We start from the raw sequence: 19,012 nt of genomic DNA, 5'->3' as shown, positions 1-19,012 counted from the left end.
TGTCACCGTTCAGCGCCGGGACCCGCCGCCGCGGGCCATTGCCCCGGCGATCAGCAGGCGGGCCTGCACGCGCGCATGCAGCAGGGCCATGTCGGCATGGCGCAGGCGCGGATCGCGGCTGAGGATCGCCATCGCCTTGCCGGCCTGGCGCGCGCTGGCGATGCCTGCCTCGGCCGCGGCGCGGTCGATCGCGGCATCGAGCTCGGGCTCGGACAGCGGCGCGGCGATGCGGGCCGCCAGGCTCAGCGCGGTGTCGTCGAAACCGGCGCCGTCATCGAAATGAATGCGGCCTTCGATCGCCACGTCGAGACCCTGCGCGTCGAGCTCGCCGAAGCGCAGCTCGCTGACGTCGACCGCGTGGTGACGGCCTTCCACATAGAGCGAGCCGTCGATGTAGCCCGGCTCGGGATTGAGCGGAAAACGCAGGCGCCTGCCCGCCAGCTCTGCCAGGCTGCGGCTGGGCAGGCTCAGGCCGTCGAGCCGCAGCGCGGTGCGCACCTGTGCGCCGCCGAGCAGGAAGGGGGCCAGTTCGACCAGCAGGTCGGCGCCGTGCGCGTGGATCGCAGAGGGCGAAAGATGGGCAACCAGGGGCTGGAGCAATACGACGGGAAAKACAGGCATCGGCGGCTTCCTCGCAAATGGTCGGGGCGCTTGCCTACATGCTACGGCGTCCGGCTGGCGCGATCAAACGGAAAACGAGGGCGCCGCCGCCGCTCAGTCGCGATTGCAGACGTCCGCGCCTTCCATCGCCAGCGCACCGGCCTTCACCAGCGACGCCAGCATGCGCCCGAGCATGCCGCCAAGATCCTCGCCGTCCATGAAGCGGGCATGGATGCGTTGCATCAGCGGCGTCTGCTCCATCCATGCCAGCAGCGCGCCATACGGCATGCGCTGCTGCTCGAGCAGCTTGAACTTCAGCAGCACCTTGACCGCATGCGCGGCGTTGCGCGCGGGGTCGGCGCGCAGGTAGGCCAGGCGGGCGCCGGCCACGTCGAGCGCGGCGGCCAGATTGGTGAAGGGCCGGCCGTGGCCGGGTATCACCACGCGCGCGCCGAGCGTGGCGATACGCTCCAGCACCGCAGCCTGCTCGGCGAAGCCGCTCTCGCCGTCGAGTTCGGGAAAGATCACGCCKAAGCCGTTCTCCCACAGCGCGTCGCCCGAGATCAGGATGCGCTCCTGCGGGGCGAACAGCATCACCGCGTGCGGATCGTGCCCGGGCGCGGCGACCGCCTGCCAGTCGATGCCGCCCAGGCGCAGCACATCGCCGTCCTGCACCACGTCATCGAAGCCGAAACGGTCGCATTGCTGGCCGGTGGCGCGATAACTGAGCATGTCGTCATCCCAGCCTTGCACGGCGGCGGCCTCCGCCGCCGGAATCAGCGTGCGCGGCTGCCAGCGCCGCTGCAGGATGGCGTTGCCGCCGCAATGGTCGGAGTGCAGGTGGGTGTTCACCAGGCGCCGCAGGGGCCGGCCGCGCAGGCCGGCCTCGACCAGCGCCAGCGTCTGCGGCGCATGCGTGACATAGCCCGAATCGACCAGCGCGGTGTCGTCGCCGTCGAGGAACAGGATGTTGTTGGCCGACAGCCAGCCGCGCTCGAACACGCGCAGGGTGGCCGGCAGGACTGGTGGCGTGAAGGGTTCGGGCATCTGGCGTTGTCTCGTCTCTTGTTCTTGCTCTTGTTCCGGCTCTTGCTCTTGCTCTTGTACGGCTTGTCGTGCCGCTGCGCTGCTACTGGCCGGCGGGCTTCGGCGCGTCCGCGCGGCCCGGGCCKACAGGCAGCGCGCCGGCGGCGCGAAATGCAGCGGAGGCAAAGAACGGATCCTGCCGCAGCCGGGCGCCGAGCATGTCGAGCGCGTCCAGGCCCCAGAACAGCTGCCCCGCGGCAYCCCCCTGCACGATGGCGGTGGGCACGCCGAACACGCCGCGCGACACCGCCTCTTCGCCGTGCTCGCGCAGGCGCGCCTTCACCGCCTCCTGCGCCAGCGCAGCGGCGGGTACGCCCAGCGTGGCGCACAGCGCGTCGAAATCCGCCTGTTGCTGCGGCACGCGCCCCTGTTGCCAGACGAAACCGAACAGCGGCGCCAGGGTCTCGCGCGACAGCCTGCCGTCCAGCTCCAGCGCCACCGCCAGCCGCAACAGGGGCAGCGGATTGAAGGGGTGCACGGCGGGCATGGCGAGCGGGGTCTCGTCGCGGTGCGCGATCCAGGCCACATGCTCGAAGGTGAAGCGGCGCTTCGGCGCGATCTCGGCCGGGCCGACATTGCCCCAGTGCCGCAGCAGGCCCGCGAACAGCACCGGCACGTAGCGTACCCGCGCACCGGCCGGCAGCACGCGCGGCAGCCGTTCGAAGGCGAGATAGGAGAACGGCGAGATCGGGTCGAAGTACCAATCGATGACAGCAGGATCGTGGACAGCAGTCATGGGCAACCTCAGTCGGGAAACTTCTGTCGGGAAACTTCTGTCGGGAAACCTCAGTCGGTGTCGCAGGCGCGCGGTCCCGCGCAGGCCTGCGCCGCCAGTTGCGCGGCGCGGGCGGGCAGGCGCGCCCAGGTCGCGCGCCTGCCGGCGTCGTCGCTGCCGGACCAGGCGGCGATTTCCTCGATGGTACGCAGGCAGCCTTCGCAGTAGCCGCTGGCCGTATCCATGCGGCAGACATTGCGGCACGGCGACGGCACCGGCTGCGCGTGCTGCGCGGCTTGCGCGCCGCGCGTCAGCTCGGCGACCAGGCGGGAAAGCCGCGACATGGCGTCAGTGCCAGCCGCGGTGGGCACGCCGCGGCATCATGCCAGCCCGCGCTGCGCCACGTCAGCCACCGCGGCCCCGGTCATGCGCTGCAGCTCCTGCGGGGTGAGGTTGAACACCGCGTGCGGATGGCCGGCGGCAGCCCACAGGCTGTCGTAGCGGAACAGGTCGCTGTCGAGCAGCATCACCGGCGCCACCGCGTGGCCGATCGGGCAGACGCCGCCGATGGCATAGCCGGTCTTCTCGCGCACGAATTTCGCATCGGCCTTGCCGAGCGGCCCGACCACGGCGGCCACCTTGGCCTCGTCGACGCGGTTGCTGCCGCTGGCGATCACCAGCACCGGCGCATCGTCGGCKACGCGGCGGAATATGATGGACTTGGCGATCTCGGCCACCGAGCAGCCGAGGCCGGCCGCGGCCTCGGCCGAGGTCTTGCCGGTGGCCGGCAGCATCACCACGGGCTTGGCGTGGCCCAGGCCGGCCAGCAGGCCGGCCACGCGCTGGGCCGCCTCGGGCAGCGTCGCCGACGCATCAGCGCTATCCAGGGAGCCATGCAGGGAGCGATCGTTCATATCATCTGTTCCGTATCTGTCTCACACGCAGGCAGGCGCGGCGCCAGCGGCATCGGCGGCCGCCGCCCACTTGGACAGCAGCGCGCGGCCCACGCGCGAGCTGTTGGCGCGGCCGATGGACTGCGAGATGAAATCGCCGGCGCGCACCACCTGCTCCAGGTCGATCCCGGTGTGGATGCCCATGCCGTGCAGCATGTACAACACATCTTCGGTGGCGACATTGCCGGTMGCGCCCTTGGCGTAAGGGCAGCCGCCGAGACCGGCGACCGAGGCGTGGAAGGTCGAGATGCCGGCCTGCATGCTGGCCAGGATATTGGACAGCGCCTGGCCGTAGGTATCGTGGAAATGGCCCGAGAGGCGGTCGGCCGGGAACTCCGCCGCCGCCGCGTGCATGACTTCCTGCACGCGGCCGGGCGTGCCCACGCCGATGGTGTCGGCGATGTCGATCTCGTCGCAGCCAAGCTCGCGCATGCGGCGCACCACGTMCACCACCGCGTGCACCGGCACTTCGCCCTGGTAGGGGCAGCCCAGCGCGCACGAGATGCTGGCGCGCAGGCGCAGGCCTTTATCCTTGGCGGCGGCGGCCACCGGCTCGAAGCGCGCGATGGACTCGGCGATCGAGCAGTTGATGTTCTTCTGCGAGAAGGCCTCGCTGGCGGCGCCGAAGATCACCACCTCGTCCGCCCCGGCGGCCACCGCGCCCTCGAAGCCCTTGAGGTTGGGCGTGAGCACCGAATACAGCGTGCCCGGGCGGCGCTGGATGCGCGCCATCACGTCGGCGCCGTCGGCCATCTGCGGCACCCATTTGGGCGAGACGAACGAGGCCGCCTCGATATTGACGAAGCCGGCATCGCTGAGCCGGTTGATCAGGTCGACCTTGACCTCGGTCGGCACCATCGCCTTTTCGTTCTGCAGCCCGTCGCGCGGGCCGACCTCGACGATCTTCACATAGTTGGGCAGGGTCATGGCGTCTCCTCCTTGTGCTGTCTTCGACCGCGGCGCGCACGCCGCGCTCCTGTGTGTGTCTTCAGTAACCGCGCTGCAGGTCGACCACGCCGGCGATCGGCTGGCCCGCGCCGAGCGCGCGGATCTTGCCGGCGATCTGGGCGATGCTGTCTTCGCGCAGGGTCAGCGCGGCGATATGCGGGGTGATGGTGATGCGCGGCTCGCGCCAGAACGGATGCTCGGCCGGCAGCGGCTCGGTACGGAACACGTCGAGCATGGCGCCGGCGATCTGGCCGGACTGCACGGCCGCCAGCAGGTCTTCCTCGACCAGGTGCGGGCCGCGCGCCACGTTGACCAGGTAGGCGCCCTTGGCCAGCTTGCCGAGCAGCCCGGCGTCCAGGATGTTCTCGGTTTCCGGCGTCAGCGGCAGCACATTGACCAGCACGCGCAGGCCGTCCAGGAACCCGGCCTGGCCAGCCTCGCCGGAGAAGCCCTGCACGCCCTCGATCTCGCGTGCCGTGCGGCTCCAGCCGCGCACCGGGAAGCCGAAGCCGGCCAGCGCCTGCGCGATCTGCGCGCCGAGCGTGCCCACGCCCATCACGCCCACGGTGAAGTCGGCGCGGCGATGCGGCTTGAGGAAGCGCCAGTTGCCGGCCTGCTGGGCCAGCGAATACTCGTCGAGGCGGCGGAAGTAGCGCAGTACCGCGTGCGTCACGTATTCGATCATCTGGGCAGCCATGCCCGCATCGTCCAGGCGCACGATGGGCACGCCGTCCGGCAGCGCCTGCGGGTCAGCGTCGCGCAGCCGCAGGATGCCGTCCACGCCGGCGCCAAGGTTGAACACAGCCTTGAGGTCGGTGCGCCCGCGCAGCATTTCCAGCGGCGGGCGCCACACCACGGCGTAGTCGGCGCGCTCGTTCTTGCTGTCTTCCCAGGTCACGCATTGCGCCTCGGGCAGGGCTTCGGCAAAACCGTCGGTCCAGGGCTGGTAACGGCCGTCCGGCACATACAGCTGCAACTTCATCTCTTCTCCACGGTGGGGTTCTTGTCGCGTTTCGTCGTATTTTCGCAGAGATKGCAGAGGAGCGGGGGAATGGGGATGGCTGCCGGCTTCGTGGTGCGCGTGGCGGACCGCCTCGCGCAGGCACCGGGGGCCTTGCGCTGCGTCCGCCACGCAACCTGTGCCGCCATGCCGGCAAGGTCAGCCGGCGTAGCCCTCGGTCCGGATGTCCAGGCGGGCCAGCAGCGCGCGGTCTCGGTCGGCCTGCGGGTTGGCGGTGGTCAGCAGGCGGTCGCCGTAGAAGATGGAGTTGGCGCCGGCCATGAAGCACAGTGCCTGCAGCGCGTCGTCCATGGTCTCGCGCCCGGCCGACAGGCGCACCATGGCGCGCGGCATGGTGATGCGGGCCACCGCGATGGTGCGCACGAACTCGAACGGATCGAGCGGCTCGGCGTGGGCCAGCGGCGTGCCCTCCACGGCGACCAGGTTGTTGATGGGCACCGATTCCGGGTACGGGTCCATGTTGGCGAGCTGGGCGATCAGGCCGGCACGCGCGTCGCGCGATTCGCCCATGCCGACGATGCCGCCGCAGCAGACGTTGATGCCGGCGTCGCGCACATGGCCAATGGTGTCCAGGCGGTCCTGATAGGTGCGGGTCGTGATGATCTCGCCGTAGAACTCGGGCGAAGTGTCGAGGTTGTGGTTGTAGTAGTCCAGGCCGGCATCCTTCAGGCGGCGCGCCTGCTCGGCCTCCAGCATGCCMAGCGTGACGCAGGTCTCCAGGCCCATCGCCTTGACCTCCTTGACCATCTCGATCACCGGCTCCAGGTGGCGCTCCTTGGGGCTGCGCCATGCCGCGCCCATGCAGAAGCGCCCGGCGCCGCTGGCCTTGGCGGCACGCGCGGCTTCCAGCACCTCGTCCAGCGCCATCAGCTTGCCGGCCGTGACGCCGGCATCGTGGTGCGCGCTCTGCGGGCAGTAGCCGCAATCTTCCTCGCAGCCGCCGGTCTTGATCKACAACAGGGTGGAGAGCTGCACGGCATTKGGATCGAAGTGCTCGCGGTGCACCTGCTGGGCGCGGAACAGCAGGTCGTTGAAGGGCAGCGCGTAGAGCGCCGCGACGTCGGCCACGGCCCAGTCGCCAGGCTTGGCGGGAGCGGCCTCGGTGAAGCGGCGCGCGGTCTGGCGCAGGCTGTCGGCGGAGATGGTGGCGACGGTCTCGCCGGCAAAGGTCGTGTTGGTCATGATCGTTGTCTTTTCCAGGATGTCTTGCGGTATTCGTGAGGCTGGCGCCGGCTCAGGCCAGCAGCGGCGCGAGCGCCAGCCGGCTGGCGGCTTCCGCCGGCGGCACCTGCCACGGCAGCGTGCCGAGCAGGGGCGCATCCAGCGACTGGCGCAGCGTGTCGATGTTCTCGTCGCTCAGGTCCATGGCCGGATCGATKCGGTTGGCGATCCAGCCGGCCAGGTGCAGGCCGCGCGCGCGCACGGCTTCGGCGGTGAGCAGCGCATGGTTKAGGCAGCCCAGGCGGATGCCCACCACCAGCACCACCGGCAGGTCAAGCATCATGGCGAGCGCGGCCGTGTCMCAGCCGCCCGCCTCGGGGGGCGCGCCGTCGAGCGGTACGCGAAAGCCGCCCACGCCCTCCACCACCACGGCGTCCGCGCGCGCCTGCAATCCGGCAAAGGCGGCGCGGATCGGCTCGCGGGTGATGCGCACGCCTTCCGCGGCGGCGGCCAGGTGCGGGGATGCCGGCGTGCGCAGCAAGAAGGGGCAGGTCAGCGCCTGCGGCACGTCCACCGCGCTGGCCGCGCGCAGCTGGGCCACATCGTCGTTATGCCAGTGGTCGCCGCGCCATTCGCTGCCGCTGGCCACCGGCTTCATGCCCACGGCGCGCCGGCCGGCCGCGCGCAGCGCATGCAGCAAGGTGGCGCTGGCGTGGGTCTTGCCGACGCCGGTATCGGTGCCCGTGACGAAACAGGCGAACGGCTGCACGCTCATGCCATCTCCTTGCGCGGCACCACGCTGCCCAGGCTGGCCAGCAGGCGCTCCACATCGGCCTGCGCATGCGAAGCCGACAAGGTGATGCGCAGGCGCGCGGTGCCCGCCGGCACGGTGGGCGGACGGATCGCGCCGACGCGGATGCCGTCCGCTTCCAGCGTCGCGGACAAGGCCAGCGCGGCCACGTTGTCGCCCACGATCACGGGCTGGATCGCGGTGGCGCTCTCGCCCAGGCGCCAGCCGGCGGCGCGGCTCAGGCCGGCCAGTCCGCCGCGCAGGGTGCGGATCAGCTCGCCGAGGTGGGCGCGGCGCTGGTGCCCCTCCTCGCCGGCGATCAGCGCCAGGCTGGCCKACACCGCATGCGCCACCGCGGGCGGCGCGGCCGTGGTGTAGATGTACTGGCGCGCGGTGTTGACGAGGTGATCGATGATGGTCCCATGCGCGGCCACGAAGGCGCCMGCCACGCCGGCGGCCTTGCCCAGCGTGCCGATATAGATGATGCGCGGGGAGGTCAGCGCGAAGTGCTCGAGCACGCCGCGGCCCTGCTCGCCCAGCACGCCGAAGCCGTGCGCATCGTCCACGATGATCCAGGCGTCGTGCCGTTCGGCCAGCGCCAGCAGCGTATCGAGCGGCGCCAGGTCGCCATCCATGCTGAACACGCTGTCGGTGACGATCAGCTTGAGCGGGGTGGGGGACTCGGCCAGCAGCTTGTCCAGCGCGGCCACGTCGCGGTGAGGATAGCGGCTCACCTTGGCCCTGGCCAGGCGCGCGCCATCGATCAGCGAGGCGTGGTTCAGCTCCTCGCAGAACAGCGTGGCATCGGCGCTGCCGAGCGCGCTCAGCACGCCCATGTTGGCCATATAGCCGGTGCAGAAGTAAAGCGCCCCGGCATGTGGGATATGCGGCGCGAACCAGGTCGCCAGCTCGCTCTCGAGCACGTGGTGGGCCTGCGAATGGCCACTCACCAGGTGAGATGCGCCGCTGCCCGCGCCGTACCGGCGCGCGCCTTCGCCCAGGGCTTCGATCAGCGCGGGATGATTGGCCAGGCCGAGGTAGTCGTTGCTGCAGAAGGTCAGCAGCGCATGGCGCTCGCCGCCGCAGGCGTCGCTGACTTCCTGGTGCGGAGCGCAGGCGGTGTGCGCGGTGCGGCGGCGCCGCGTGAGGGCCTGGCCGTCGCGTTCGGCGGCGGCCAGCGTCAGGTGTTCAAGCAGCATCGCGTATCTCCTTGGGGTGCGCCGGCGCCGCCTGCGGCGCCGAGGCGCCGGGCAGTACCGTGTCGAGTGTGGCTTGCAGCCGGTCCGCCAGCCACTGCGCCATGTCCATGTCGAACACGTAGGGCGGCATGACATAGAGCGTGCGGCCGATCGGGCGGATCAGCACGCCGTGCGCGCGCGCGGCGTGGTGGAAGCGCGCGGCGAAATCGCCGGCGCCTACCGGCACATATTCCTCGCGCACGTCGGCGGCCCAGATCAGCCCGCGCTGGCGCACCTGCTCGAGCCGCGCATCGGCGCCCAGCCCGGCCATGGCCTGCGCGAGCCATTGCGCGCGCAGCCGGTTGTGCGCCACCACGTCGTGCCGCGCAAACAGCTCGAGCGTGGCAAGCGCGGCGCGGCAGGCCAGCGGATTGCCGGTGTAGGAATGCGAGTGCAGGAAGCTGCGGGCGCGGTCCGGCTCGTGCGGCGCCGAGACGAAGGCATGCTGGAGCGCGCTGCGCGACATCACCAGCGAGAGCGGCAGGTAGCCGCCGCTGATGCCCTTGGACAGGCACAGGAAATCGGGCCACAGGTGCGCCGGCAGCGGCCCTGCATCCGCGCCGCCCGCCGGCTGCGTGCGCGCCTGCTCCCATGCGAAGAAGGTGCCGGTGCGTCCGCAGCCCACCGCGATCTCGTCGGCGATCAGGTGCACGCGGTAGCGGTCGCACAGCGCGCGCACGCCCGCCAGGTAAAGCGGATCGTGCATCGCCATGCCGGCCGCGCACTGGATCAGCGGTTCGACGATCAGCGCGGCGATCTGGCCGCCGCGCGCCTGCAGCAGCGCTTCGAGCTCATCCAGCGCACGCTGCGCCACCTGTGCCGCGCTTTCGCCCGGCGCCGCCTGGCGCGCATCCGGCGACATCACCACATGCGACTGCATCAGCATCGGATCATAGGCGTCGCGGAAGATCGCCACGTCGGTCACCGCCAGCGCGCCCACGGTCTCGCCGTGGTAGCCGTGGCGCAGGCACACGAACTCGCGCTTGCCCGGCAGCCCGGTGTTGCGCCAGTAGTGAAAGCTCATCTTGAGCGCGATCTCGACGGCGGACGCGCCGTCGCTGGCATAGAAGACATGGCCGAGCGCGCCGCCGGTGAGCGCCGACAGGCGCTCGGCAAGCTCCACCGCCGGCGCGTGCGTGCAGCCGGCCAGCATCACATGCTCGAGCGTATCGAGCTGCGCGCGCAGCGCGGCGTTGATATCGGGATTGGCGTGGCCGAACAGGTTGACCCACCACGAGCTGGTGGCATCGAAATAGCGCTGGCCGTCTTCGCCATGGAGCCACGGGCCCTCGCCGCGGGCAATCGCCAGCGGCGGCTCGCCGGCGTCAGGGCGCAGCGGCGTGCAGGGATGCCACACCGCGCGCAGGCTGCGCTCGCCGAGCGAAGGCGCGGCGGGCACTGGCGGCAGGGATTGGGACTGGTTTTCCAAGGAAACCCTCCTTTGTTGAGCGCGCCTGCGGCCTGCACTGCCTGCGCGGGGGGGCAGGCGGGCGGCACTGGCGTGCGCGTTGGGGAGAGTCATGGTAGGGAGCTCCCCGGTCCCTTGGCAAACATTCCCGGCTTTACACGTTAGCAGCGTGTTGAGCGACGAACCACGAAGAAGGCCATGGCCCCCGGCATCTCGCCGTCAGCATGCGCGTATCTCCACATGCGGTGTGGCCTCGCATGCCCAAACCCCGCTGACCGGGGCCATCGACTGCGCCGACGAATGCGGCTAGAAGGACAGCCCGGGCGCCGGATTCAGCCCCGCCTGTCCAGCGGGTGCCCCGGCAGCAGATCGTACGGATGCTTCCAGCCCGGCAGCGCACGCAGGCGTTCGGTCCAGGCATGGATGCGCGGATACTCCTTGCGCCAGTGCACGCCGATCTCGTMGTCGAAGAACACGTAGCCGGCCAGCGAGAAATCGGCAATGGTCAGACGCTCTCCCAGCACGTACGGTCGCCCGGACAGATGCGCGTCGAGCACGCTCCAGGCGCCTTCGCAGCGCTGGCGCAGKAACTGCAGCACCGCCGGATCCGGCGCCTTGGCAAAGGTGCGCAGGAAGCGGTAGGTGGCGGTGTAGGCGGTGAACTTGTGGTTGTCGAACAGCAGCCAGCGCAATACCTCGGAGCGCTCGACCTCGCTGGCGGGGCCGTATGCATCGAGGCGCTGCGCCAGCAGGTCGAGGATGGCGCCCGACTGCGACAGCCGGCGGCCGTCGAACTCGAGCACGGGCACCTCGCCCATCTCGTTGATGGCACGATACTCCGGCGTATGGGTCTCGCCGTTGAAGTAGTCGACGAAGCGCGGCGTCCACAACTGGCGCCGGCGCTGCACGCCGATGGTCTCCAGCAGCAGGGCCACCTTGTAGGCATTGCCGGATTGCGCGAAACCGTACAGCAGGTATTCGGTCTCATGCGCGGTCTCATGCGCGCTTTCATGCGCGGCTGCATTCTTGCTGCTTGCTGCGGCTTTCAATGTCATGGTGTCTCCCCAAGCATGTCGCCATCCAGGTAGAGCCAGCGCGGCGCCTCGCCGGCGGCGCGCGGCTCCAGTACGAAGCGGCTGCGCTSGTGCAGCCGGAAAGCGCGCCCGCCGACCTTGTAGCGCGCGACGAACTCCACCTGCGCGTGCGTCTCGTCCTGCTGCGCGTGCGCCTTGACCGCAAGGCCGAGCCAGCGCGCGCCGGCATCGGCAGCCRGGTCATCCGGGCAGGTCGACGGATGCCAGGTCTGGCGCAGCCAGTTCTCATCGCCCAGCACATAGGCGGCGTAGCGCGAGCGCATCAGCTGCTCGGCATTGGACGGCAAGGCCTCGCCGCGGTGAAAGCGCCCGCAGCAGGCGGCATAGTCGCCGCCGCCGCAGGGACAGGCGCCGGCGCCGGGCGCGCGCGCCTTCATCCGATCAGCCCCGGCAGCTCGCGCATATCCGTGAAGGTGCTGCGCGCGCCGGCCGCCAGCAGCGAGGCGGCATCGTTGCGCGCGGCGTAGCCGAACACCGTCATGCCCGCCGCCACGCCGGCGGTGATGCCGGCCGGGCTGTCCTCGATCACCGCGCAGCGCGACGGCTCCACGTTCATGGTGCGCGCGGCGAGCAGGTACACGTCGGGCGCGGGCTTGCTGCGCTCGACCTCGGTGGACGAGAAGATGTGCTCGCGCTCATCCTGCTGGAACAGTGCCACCAGTCCGGTGCGGCTCAGCTGCAGCTTGACCTTGACGCGGTCCGCGCCGGAGGCCACGCAGATGGGCAGGCCAGCCGCGGCGATGGCGGTGACCGCCTCGCGCACGTGCGGCACGGCCTGCACCTCGGCCTCGAGCACGGCATTGCGCCGCGCCAGCCATTGCGACAGCCAGTTCTTCGGCAGCGGCGCGCCGCGCCTGAGGGCGATATTGTCCAGCTCCTCGCGCACCGCGCGGCCCAGGAACCACCTGGTGGAATCCTCGAGCGAGATCTCGATGCCAAGCTCGTTGAGCATCTGGTTGAGCACGCGGTTGACGATGGGCTCGCTGTCGACGAGCACGCCGTCGCAATCGAAGATCACGCAATCGAAGCGGGGATGGCGGATCGGCTTGATGCTGGCATTCATGCGGGTTTCTTTTCCTTGCTGCTATCTGTGTTGCCGGGTGTGCTTGCGGGGCTGGCGGCCACCGCGCGCAGCTCCGTCGGGCGCCGGCTCTTGAGGAGGGCCTCGATCTGGTCGAACCGGTCGAAGCCCCAGAACGGCGCGCCGTCGATGATGACGAAGGGCGAGCCGAACACGCCCTTGGCCATGGCGACCTCGATCTCGGCCTTGAGCTGGTCCTTGATCTGGAAGCTGCTGGCGCCGGCGTCCATGGCGTGCGCATCGATGCCGAGCGGCTCGGCCAGCTTCACCAGCTCGGCCGGCTCGGCGATATTGATATCGTCCACGAACAGCGCGCGGTAGACCGCCTTGGCGAACGCGGTGGCGATGTCGTCGCCGTGATGGTTCTGCAGCCATAGCATGGCGCGCGCGGCCTGCGTGGTGGGCAGCGGGAAATGCGTCGGGCGCTGGTACTCGATGTCGTGGAAGCGTGCCGTGCGTTCGAAATCCAGCCAGCAGTATTCGCCCTTGAGCGGCACCTGCGGCAGCGGCGCGCTGCCCGTGGTCTTGAACACCACCCCGAGCAGGATCGGGTGCCAGGCCACGATGCGGCCGTATTTCTGCGCCAGCTCGTCGATGCGGGTGCTGGCGAAGTAGCCGTAGGGCGAGGAGAAATCGAAGTAGAAATCGATGGCGGCGCTCATGGTCTCTGGGGGGCTCCTGGGGTCTGGCCGGGGGTCGATGCTGCGATGAATCCGGTGCTTCGGTGCTTCGGTGGTGCGTTGGCTTGTCCCCGGCTTGCCGCCGGCCCGCGGGGGACAAGTGCCGTCAGGATAGCGCGCGCGCGATCAGGATCTTCTGGATATCGCTGGTGCCTTCGTAGATCTGGCAGACGCGCACGTCGCGGTAGATGCGCTCGACCGGGAAATCGCTGACATAGCCATAGCCGCCGAACACCTGGATGGCGGCCGAGCAGACCGCCTCGGCCATCTCGCTGGCATACAGCTTGGCCATGGCGGCCTCCTTCAGGCACGCACGCCCGGCATCCCTGAGCGACGCGGCGTGCCAGACCATCTGGCGCGCCACCTCGATCTTGGTCGCCATCTCGGCCAGGCGGAACTGCACCGCCTGGTGCGCGAACAGCGGCTGGCCGAAGCTCTCGCGTTCCTTGGCGTAGGCCAGCGCCGCCTCGAAGGCGGCGCGCGCCATGCCGATGCTTTGCGAGGCAATGCCGATGCGGCCGCCCTCCAGCCCGGACAGGGCCATCTTGTAGCCGGCGCCCTCTTCGCCGAGCAGGTTGGCCGCCGGCACCCGGCAATCCTCGAACAGGATCTGCGCGGTGTCGGAAGAATGCTGGCCGAGCTTGTCCTCGATGCGCGCGACCACGTAGCCGGGCGTGGTGGTCGGCACCACGAAGGCGCTGATGCCKCGCTTGCCGGCCGCCTTGTCGGTCACCGCCAGCACGATCGCCACGTCGGCGTTCTGGCCGCTGGTGATGAACTGCTTGACGCCGTTGAGCACGTAGTGGTCGCCGTCGCGCACGGCGGCGGTACGCAGCGCGGAGGCGTCCGAGCCRACGTGCGGCTCGGTCAGGCAGAAGGCGCCCAGCATCTCGCCGCGCGCCAGCGGCACCAGCCACTGCTGCTTCTGCGCTTCGCTGGCGAAGGCCATCAACATGCTGCACACGGGGCAGTTGTTSACGCTGATGACGGTGGAGGTGCCGCCGTCGCCGGCCGCGATCTCCTCCAGGATCAGCGCGAGCGAGAGATAGTCCAGCCCGGCGCCGCCATACTGCTCCGGCACCGCCACGCCGTAGGCGCCGAGCGCGGCCAGCTCGCGGTGCACGGCCTTGGGAAAGACCTTGTCGCGGTCCCAGGCGGCGGCGTGCGGCGCGATTTCCTGCTGTGCGAACTGGCGCACGGCGTCGCGGATCATTTCCTGTTCGGGCGTGAGCAGCATGTCAGGTCACTGATGGCGTTGTGGTTGTGGTTGCGGTAAGAAAGGCGGTCGCCTGCGGCGCGGCGGGCGTGGCGCTTACCACGGGATCACGCCGCCGTCGTAGTTGCGGAAGCCGCCGTTGTCGTGCCGTGTCGCGCCGGCGATCACGCGGCGCATGCCGGCAACGCTCTGCTGGGGCGTGATGTCGGCTTCCTTGCCGCCCATGTCGGTCTGCACCCAGCCCGGGTGGAAGGCCAGGCAGGTAGCATGGCGCGCGTCGAGCGAGGCGGCCTTGAGCGCCGCGTTGGCTGCCGCCTTGCTGACGCGGTAGAGCCAACTGCGGTTGCTGTCCATGGCGCCGATGCTGCCCATGCGCGAGGCCAGCACCGCCAGCACGCCGCCCTGCCCCGAGCGGCCGGTCTCGACCATCGGCAACAGCAGGGGCAACGCCATCATCGGTCCCAGCACGTTCACATGCATCACCGCGTCGAAATCCTCGCGCGAGACCGGCTGCGCGCCTTCGGTGCGCGGGCCGATCACGCCGGCGTTGTAGACCGCCACGTCGAAGGATTCGCCGTCGAGCTTCCAGCCCAGTCCGGCAACCTGGCCMGCATCGGTCAGGTCGGCGCGCAGCGCCTCGGCACCGAGCGCTTCGATGGCCGCGATGCCATCGTCGCTGCGCGCCACGGCCAGCACGCGCCAGCCGTCGGCGCGGTACTGCCGCACGAATTCGAGACCGATGCCGCGCGAGGCACCAAGGATGAGAGCGGTAGGCAAGGCGTACTCCTTCTTGTTTGTCGGGTTTCAGGCAGGCGGCCACGCAGCGGCGGGCCGCCACGTTGCCGCCGGTGCGGCGGCGCTCAGACGATTTCCAGGCCCACGGCGGTGGCTTCGCCGCCGCCGATGCACAGGCTGGCCACGCCACGCTTGCCGCCGGTCTTGCGCAGCGCGCCGATCAGCGTGGCCATGATGCGGGCGCCCGAAGCACCGATGGGGTGACCGAGCGCACAGGCGCCACCGTGGATATTGACCCTGTCGTGCGGGATCTTGAGGTCGTGCATGGCGGCCATCGGCACCACCGCGAACGCTTCGTTGATCTCGAACAGGTCGACACTGTCGGTGGTCCAGCCGAGCTTGCGGTAGAGCTTGCCGATGGCCTCCACCGGCGCGGTGGTGAACCAGCCCGGTTCCTGCGCATGCGTGGTGTGACCGAGCAGGCGTGCCAGCGGTTCCAGGCCGAGGCGCTTCGCGGTGGATTCGCGCATCATCACCATCGCCGCGGCGCCGTCGTTGATCGACGAGGACGAGGCGGCGGTAATGGTGCCGTTCTTGGCAAAGGCGGGCTTGAGCGAAGGGATCTTGTCGAGCTTGATGCGGCGCGGGCCTTCGTCGGTGTCGATCACGGTGTCGCCACCGCGGCCCGGCACCGTCACCGCGGCGATCTCCCAGCGGAAATCGCCGCGCTCGGTGGCCTGCTGCGCGCGCCGCACGCTTTCCATGGCGAATTCGTCCTGCGCCGCACGGGTGAAGCCGTACTTGGCCGCGCAGTCCTCGCCGAAGGTACCCATCGAGCGCCCGCCCCCCTTCTCGTCGCGGATATAGGCGTCTTCCAGGCCGTCCAGCATCATGTGGTCGAAGATCATGCCGTGGCCGATGCGGTAGCCACTGCGGCCCTTGGGCACCAGGTAAGGCGCATTGGTCATGCTTTCCATGCCGCCCGCCACCGCGATCTCGAAGGCGCCCGCCACCAGCGCGTCATGCACGGTCATGGCGGCGCGCATGCCSGAKCCGCACATCTTGTTGACCGTGGTGCAGCCCACGCCCATCGTCAGGCCCGCGCCGAGGGCCGCCTGGCGCGCCGGCGCCTGGCCCTGCCCGGCGGGCAGCACGCAGCCGAACACCACTTCCTCGATCTGCTCCGGCGCCAGGCCGGCGCGCTCCACCGCGGCGCGGATGGCGGCCGAGCCGAGTTGCGGCGCGGTCAGCGCGGCGAACTCGCCCTGGAAGGCTGCCATTGGCGTGCGAGCCACGGATACGATGACAACGGGATCTTGCATGGAATGTCTCCAGTGATATTGGCAATGGCGGGCGGCAGGGCCGCCCTGTCTGTTATTCGCTGGTGCTGCGCCGCGTCGCTAGCGTCAGCGGATCGAAGCCTGCGGCGGATCGCCGAACTGGCGGTAGGCTGCGTCGAGCTGCTCGTGCAGTTCGTCGTTGTTGCTGGCGGCCATGCCGAGGTCGCGCAACAGGCCGTCGGACACGCCGTAGACCCAGCCGTGCACGGTGACTTCCTGCCCGCGGCTCCAGGCGTCCTGCAGCACCGTGGTCTGGCATACGTTGCTGACCTGCTCGATCACGTTGAGCTCGCACAGTCGCGTGTGGGCATCTTCCTCGCGGGTGATGGTGCCGAGGTAGGCGCCGTGCTTGTCGGCCACGTCGCGCACATGGCGCAGCCAGTTGTCGGCCAGGCCGATGCGCTGGCGCTTGAGCGCGACCTTCACGCCGCCGCAGCCGTAGTGGCCCACCACGGTGATATGGCGAACCTTGAGCACTTCCACCGCGAACTGGATCACCGACAGCGMGTTGAGGTCGCTGTGGGCAATCACGTTGGCGATATTGCGGTGGACGAACACTTCACCGGGCGCCAGGCCCAGGATCTGGTTGGCCGGCACGCGCGAGTCCGAGCAGCCGATCCACAGGTACTCGGGCGCCTGCTGGTTGGCCAGGCGCATGAAGAAACTGGGATCCTCGGCGTTGACGCGGTCGACCCACTCGCGGTTGTTGCGGAACAGCTGGGCGATGGCATCACTCATGCGACTCTCCTTGCGGGAACGGGTTCGCCAGTGGCGGGCGGCACGTCGCCAGGCAAGGCGCTAGCGTCGGCCGTGCCGTAGCGGTTGATAAAACGCTCTTTGACATCATAGGCATAGAAATCATGGATTTGACCGGCCAGCAGCCGGTCCTTGTGAGCCTGCCACATGKCAGGATCGAAGAAATCTTCGTGGTGACGCAGGAAGGCGGCRCGCACGCGCGGGTCGCCCAGCAGGAAGGTACCGTATGTCTCCGGGAAGATGTCGTGGCGGCCCACGCTGTACCAGGGCTCGCCGGACATCTCTTCTTCTTCGTTGCGCGGCTGCGGCACGCGACGGATATTGATATCCGTCAGGTACTCGATCTCGTCGTAGTCGTAGAACACCACGCGGCCGTGGCGCGTGACGCCGAAGTTCTTGTAGAGCATGTCGCCGGGGAAGATATTGGCGGCGATCAGTTCCTTGATGGCATTGCCGTATTCGACGATGCCATGCTCCACCTGCGCTTCCGTGCCCTCCTGCAGCCAGATATTGAGCGGCGTCATGCGGCGCTCGATGTAGACGTGGCGCACCACGATCTCCTCGCCGCCGTCCTTGCCGCGCTGGTATTCGATCATCGACGGCGCATGCAGCGTGAGCTCGGCCACCAGCGCATCGTCGAAGCGCGACAGCGGGAAGGCCACGTTGGAATACTCGAGCGTGTCGGCCATGCGGCCCACGCGGTCATGCCGCTTGACCAGCTGGTACTTCGACTTGACCAGCTCGCGCGTGGTTTCCTTGGGTGCCGGGTAGTAGTCCTTGATCACCTTGAACACATAGGGATACGAAGGCAGCGTAAACACCAGCATCACCAGGCCCTTGATGCCCGGCGCGCTGATGAACTTGTCCGACGAATGCTGCAGGTGGTGCAGGAAGTCCCGGTAGAACAGGTTCTTGCCCTGCTTCTGCAGCCCCAGCGAGGTATAGATTTCCGCCCGCGGCTTGCGCGGCATGATGTCGCGCAGGAAGGTGACGTAGGCCGAGGGAATCTCCATGTCGACCATGAAGTACGAATGCGTGAAGGAAAACAGGATCAGCAGCTGTTCCTTCTTGAGCAGCACCGTGTCTAGCGAGAGCTTGCCCTCGGGCGTGTGCACGATGGGAATGGCCAGCGGATAAGTACGGTCGGCGTTKAGCACGCGGCCGATGATGAAGGCCGATTTGTTGCGGAAGAACAGCGACGACAGCACATGGACCTGGAAATTCGGCGCGATGCGGAAGTCGCCGAAGTAATCGCTGAGCGCGCGCACCACGTAGTCGATGTCGCGCCGCAGATCCTCGAACGGCAGTTCGAGCTGGAAATTGTGGACGATGCGCTCGAAGCAGGCCGCCATGCCGATGCGGCTGCCCGGGTAATAGGCGCGGAACGTGGGCCGCGTCGGCGACTCCTCGTTCTCGATGTACTCGGTCGAGATGGCCGGGCGCACGAAGATGAAGTCGTTGTTGAAGTACGAGCGGTGCAGGATGCGCGTGCACACCGAGTTGAAGAAGGTCTCGGCCAGCTCGGGCTGGTGATGGTTGGTCAGCAGGCCGATGTAGTGCAGCTTGATCTGCTGCCAGATCTCGTCTTCGATGTTTTCCGCATCGTATTCGTCCTCCAGGATCAGGCTGGTCTCGCGCACGCGTTCGTTATAGAAGGCGATGCGGTCGCGCTGGAGCTGCTGCAGGCCGTGCCAGTCCGCCGCCTCGAAGCTCAGCTTGGCCTGGTGGCTGACTTCGCGGAACAGGCGGTAGTGCTTGTCGAACCCGTCCAGCATGGTGCGGGCCACGTCGTACGCGATCTGCGAGGACAGCAGCTTGGGGAAGTGAGACATGGCACGGGCCGGTGGCGAGGAAGAGACGACGACAAGTTCCGGAGATTGTAAATTGGTTCGGGAAACCGGCGCTGGCTGTTTGGTGCGATGGCCGGCGCAATGCCGGCCCCCGGCCAGGTGTCACGCCGGCATCACATGGTCTCGGCGTACAGTTCGCGCCCGATCAGCATGCGGCGGATCTCCGAGGTGCCGGCGCCGATCTCGTACAACTTGGCGTCGCGCCACAGGCGGCCCACCGGGTATTCGTTGATATAACCGTTGCCGCCCAGGATCTGCACCGATTCGCCGGCCATCCAGGTGGCTTTCTCGGCCGTGTACAGGATCACCGCGGCGCAGTCCTTGCGCACCTGGCGCACGT

At 69.0% G+C, this 19,012-nt stretch carries 21 protein-coding genes; all 21 read right to left on the bottom strand.

What is annotated here, in order from left to right:
* Positions 1-9 precede the first annotated feature (9 nt).
* Positions 10-621: a hypothetical protein gene (locus tag AC1DKV_RS20160; RefSeq protein WP_441617424.1), complete on the bottom strand. Its 612-nt coding sequence runs from the start codon at positions 619-621 to the stop codon at positions 10-12.
* Between the two features lie 93 nt (positions 622-714).
* The gene (locus AC1DKV_RS20155) at positions 715-1,647 is read right to left on the bottom strand and encodes an MBL fold metallo-hydrolase (RefSeq protein WP_477137842.1); all 933 of its coding nucleotides are present in this window, start codon (positions 1,645-1,647) and stop codon (positions 715-717) included.
* Positions 1,648-1,729: 82 nt separating this feature from the next.
* On the bottom strand, positions 1,730-2,422 hold the full coding sequence (locus AC1DKV_RS20150; protein ID WP_477137841.1) for a DsbA family protein: 693 nt from the start codon (positions 2,420-2,422) through the stop codon (positions 1,730-1,732).
* A 50-nt stretch (positions 2,423-2,472) separates the two neighbouring features.
* A complete protein-coding gene (locus tag AC1DKV_RS20145) occupies positions 2,473-2,745 on the bottom strand; it encodes a DUF1289 domain-containing protein (RefSeq protein WP_441617419.1) in 273 nt (90 codons plus the stop codon).
* 36 nt (positions 2,746-2,781) lie between these two features.
* Positions 2,782-3,315 (bottom strand): YbaK/EbsC family protein, encoded by a 534-nt coding sequence (locus AC1DKV_RS20140; protein WP_441617418.1) that lies wholly within the window; start codon positions 3,313-3,315, stop codon positions 2,782-2,784.
* A 21-nt stretch (positions 3,316-3,336) separates the two neighbouring features.
* Positions 3,337-4,281, bottom strand: coding sequence for a hydroxymethylglutaryl-CoA lyase (locus AC1DKV_RS20135; RefSeq protein ID WP_477137840.1), 945 nt, complete (start codon positions 4,279-4,281; stop codon positions 3,337-3,339).
* A gap of 61 nt (positions 4,282-4,342) precedes the next feature.
* Positions 4,343-5,284, bottom strand: coding sequence for a 2-hydroxyacid dehydrogenase (locus AC1DKV_RS20130; RefSeq protein ID WP_441617414.1), 942 nt, complete (start codon positions 5,282-5,284; stop codon positions 4,343-4,345).
* A gap of 177 nt (positions 5,285-5,461) precedes the next feature.
* Complete coding sequence (gene bioB, locus AC1DKV_RS20125) at positions 5,462-6,505, bottom strand: biotin synthase BioB (protein WP_477137839.1); 1,044 nt, start codon at positions 6,503-6,505, stop codon at positions 5,462-5,464.
* Positions 6,506-6,557: 52 nt separating this feature from the next.
* On the bottom strand, positions 6,558-7,259 hold the full coding sequence (bioD, locus tag AC1DKV_RS20120; protein WP_477137838.1) for a dethiobiotin synthase: 702 nt from the start codon (positions 7,257-7,259) through the stop codon (positions 6,558-6,560).
* Positions 7,256-8,473: an 8-amino-7-oxononanoate synthase gene (gene bioF, locus AC1DKV_RS20115; RefSeq protein ID WP_477137837.1), complete on the bottom strand. Its 1,218-nt coding sequence runs from the start codon at positions 8,471-8,473 to the stop codon at positions 7,256-7,258. The genes bioD and bioF overlap by 4 nt, the downstream gene beginning before the upstream one ends.
* The gene (gene bioA, locus AC1DKV_RS20110; RefSeq protein ID WP_441650198.1) at positions 8,463-9,941 is read right to left on the bottom strand and encodes an adenosylmethionine--8-amino-7-oxononanoate transaminase; all 1,479 of its coding nucleotides are present in this window, start codon (positions 9,939-9,941) and stop codon (positions 8,463-8,465) included. Before bioA ends, bioF begins: the two co-directional genes overlap by 11 nt.
* Positions 9,942-10,252: 311 nt before the next feature.
* Positions 10,253-10,975: a glutathione S-transferase family protein gene (locus tag AC1DKV_RS20105; protein ID WP_477137836.1), complete on the bottom strand. Its 723-nt coding sequence runs from the start codon at positions 10,973-10,975 to the stop codon at positions 10,253-10,255.
* Positions 10,972-11,391: a YchJ family metal-binding protein gene (locus AC1DKV_RS20100; RefSeq protein ID WP_477137835.1), complete on the bottom strand. Its 420-nt coding sequence runs from the start codon at positions 11,389-11,391 to the stop codon at positions 10,972-10,974. The genes AC1DKV_RS20105 and AC1DKV_RS20100 overlap by 4 nt, the downstream gene beginning before the upstream one ends.
* Positions 11,388-12,077: an HAD family hydrolase gene (locus tag AC1DKV_RS20095; protein WP_441650195.1), complete on the bottom strand. Its 690-nt coding sequence runs from the start codon at positions 12,075-12,077 to the stop codon at positions 11,388-11,390. Before AC1DKV_RS20095 ends, AC1DKV_RS20100 begins: the two co-directional genes overlap by 4 nt.
* The gene (locus AC1DKV_RS20090; RefSeq protein WP_441650194.1) at positions 12,074-12,757 is read right to left on the bottom strand and encodes a 2-hydroxychromene-2-carboxylate isomerase; all 684 of its coding nucleotides are present in this window, start codon (positions 12,755-12,757) and stop codon (positions 12,074-12,076) included. Before AC1DKV_RS20090 ends, AC1DKV_RS20095 begins: the two co-directional genes overlap by 4 nt.
* A 124-nt stretch (positions 12,758-12,881) precedes the next feature.
* Positions 12,882-14,012: an acyl-CoA dehydrogenase family protein gene (locus AC1DKV_RS20085; RefSeq protein ID WP_441650193.1), complete on the bottom strand. Its 1,131-nt coding sequence runs from the start codon at positions 14,010-14,012 to the stop codon at positions 12,882-12,884.
* Positions 14,013-14,087: 75 nt separating this feature from the next.
* Entirely contained in the window at positions 14,088-14,768 is a 681-nt protein-coding gene (locus tag AC1DKV_RS20080) for an SDR family oxidoreductase (RefSeq protein WP_441617396.1), read from the bottom strand.
* 83 nt (positions 14,769-14,851) lie between these two features.
* Positions 14,852-16,048: an acetyl-CoA C-acetyltransferase gene (locus AC1DKV_RS20075; RefSeq protein ID WP_441617394.1), complete on the bottom strand. Its 1,197-nt coding sequence runs from the start codon at positions 16,046-16,048 to the stop codon at positions 14,852-14,854.
* An 84-nt stretch (positions 16,049-16,132) separates the two neighbouring features.
* On the bottom strand, positions 16,133-16,804 hold the full coding sequence (gene can, locus AC1DKV_RS20070; protein ID WP_477137834.1) for a carbonate dehydratase: 672 nt from the start codon (positions 16,802-16,804) through the stop codon (positions 16,133-16,135).
* Positions 16,801-18,654 (bottom strand): bifunctional isocitrate dehydrogenase kinase/phosphatase, encoded by a 1,854-nt coding sequence (gene aceK, locus AC1DKV_RS20065; protein WP_477137833.1) that lies wholly within the window; start codon positions 18,652-18,654, stop codon positions 16,801-16,803. The genes can and aceK overlap by 4 nt, the downstream gene beginning before the upstream one ends.
* 131 nt (positions 18,655-18,785) lie before the next feature.
* Positions 18,786-19,012: acyl-CoA dehydrogenase family protein (locus tag AC1DKV_RS20060; RefSeq protein ID WP_441650184.1), on the bottom strand; the 227-nt coding region annotated here is incomplete at its 5' end.

This window comes from Cupriavidus sp. 05T41 (assembly GCF_056396525.1).
This window is presented reverse-complemented; position numbering and strand designations above follow the sequence as displayed.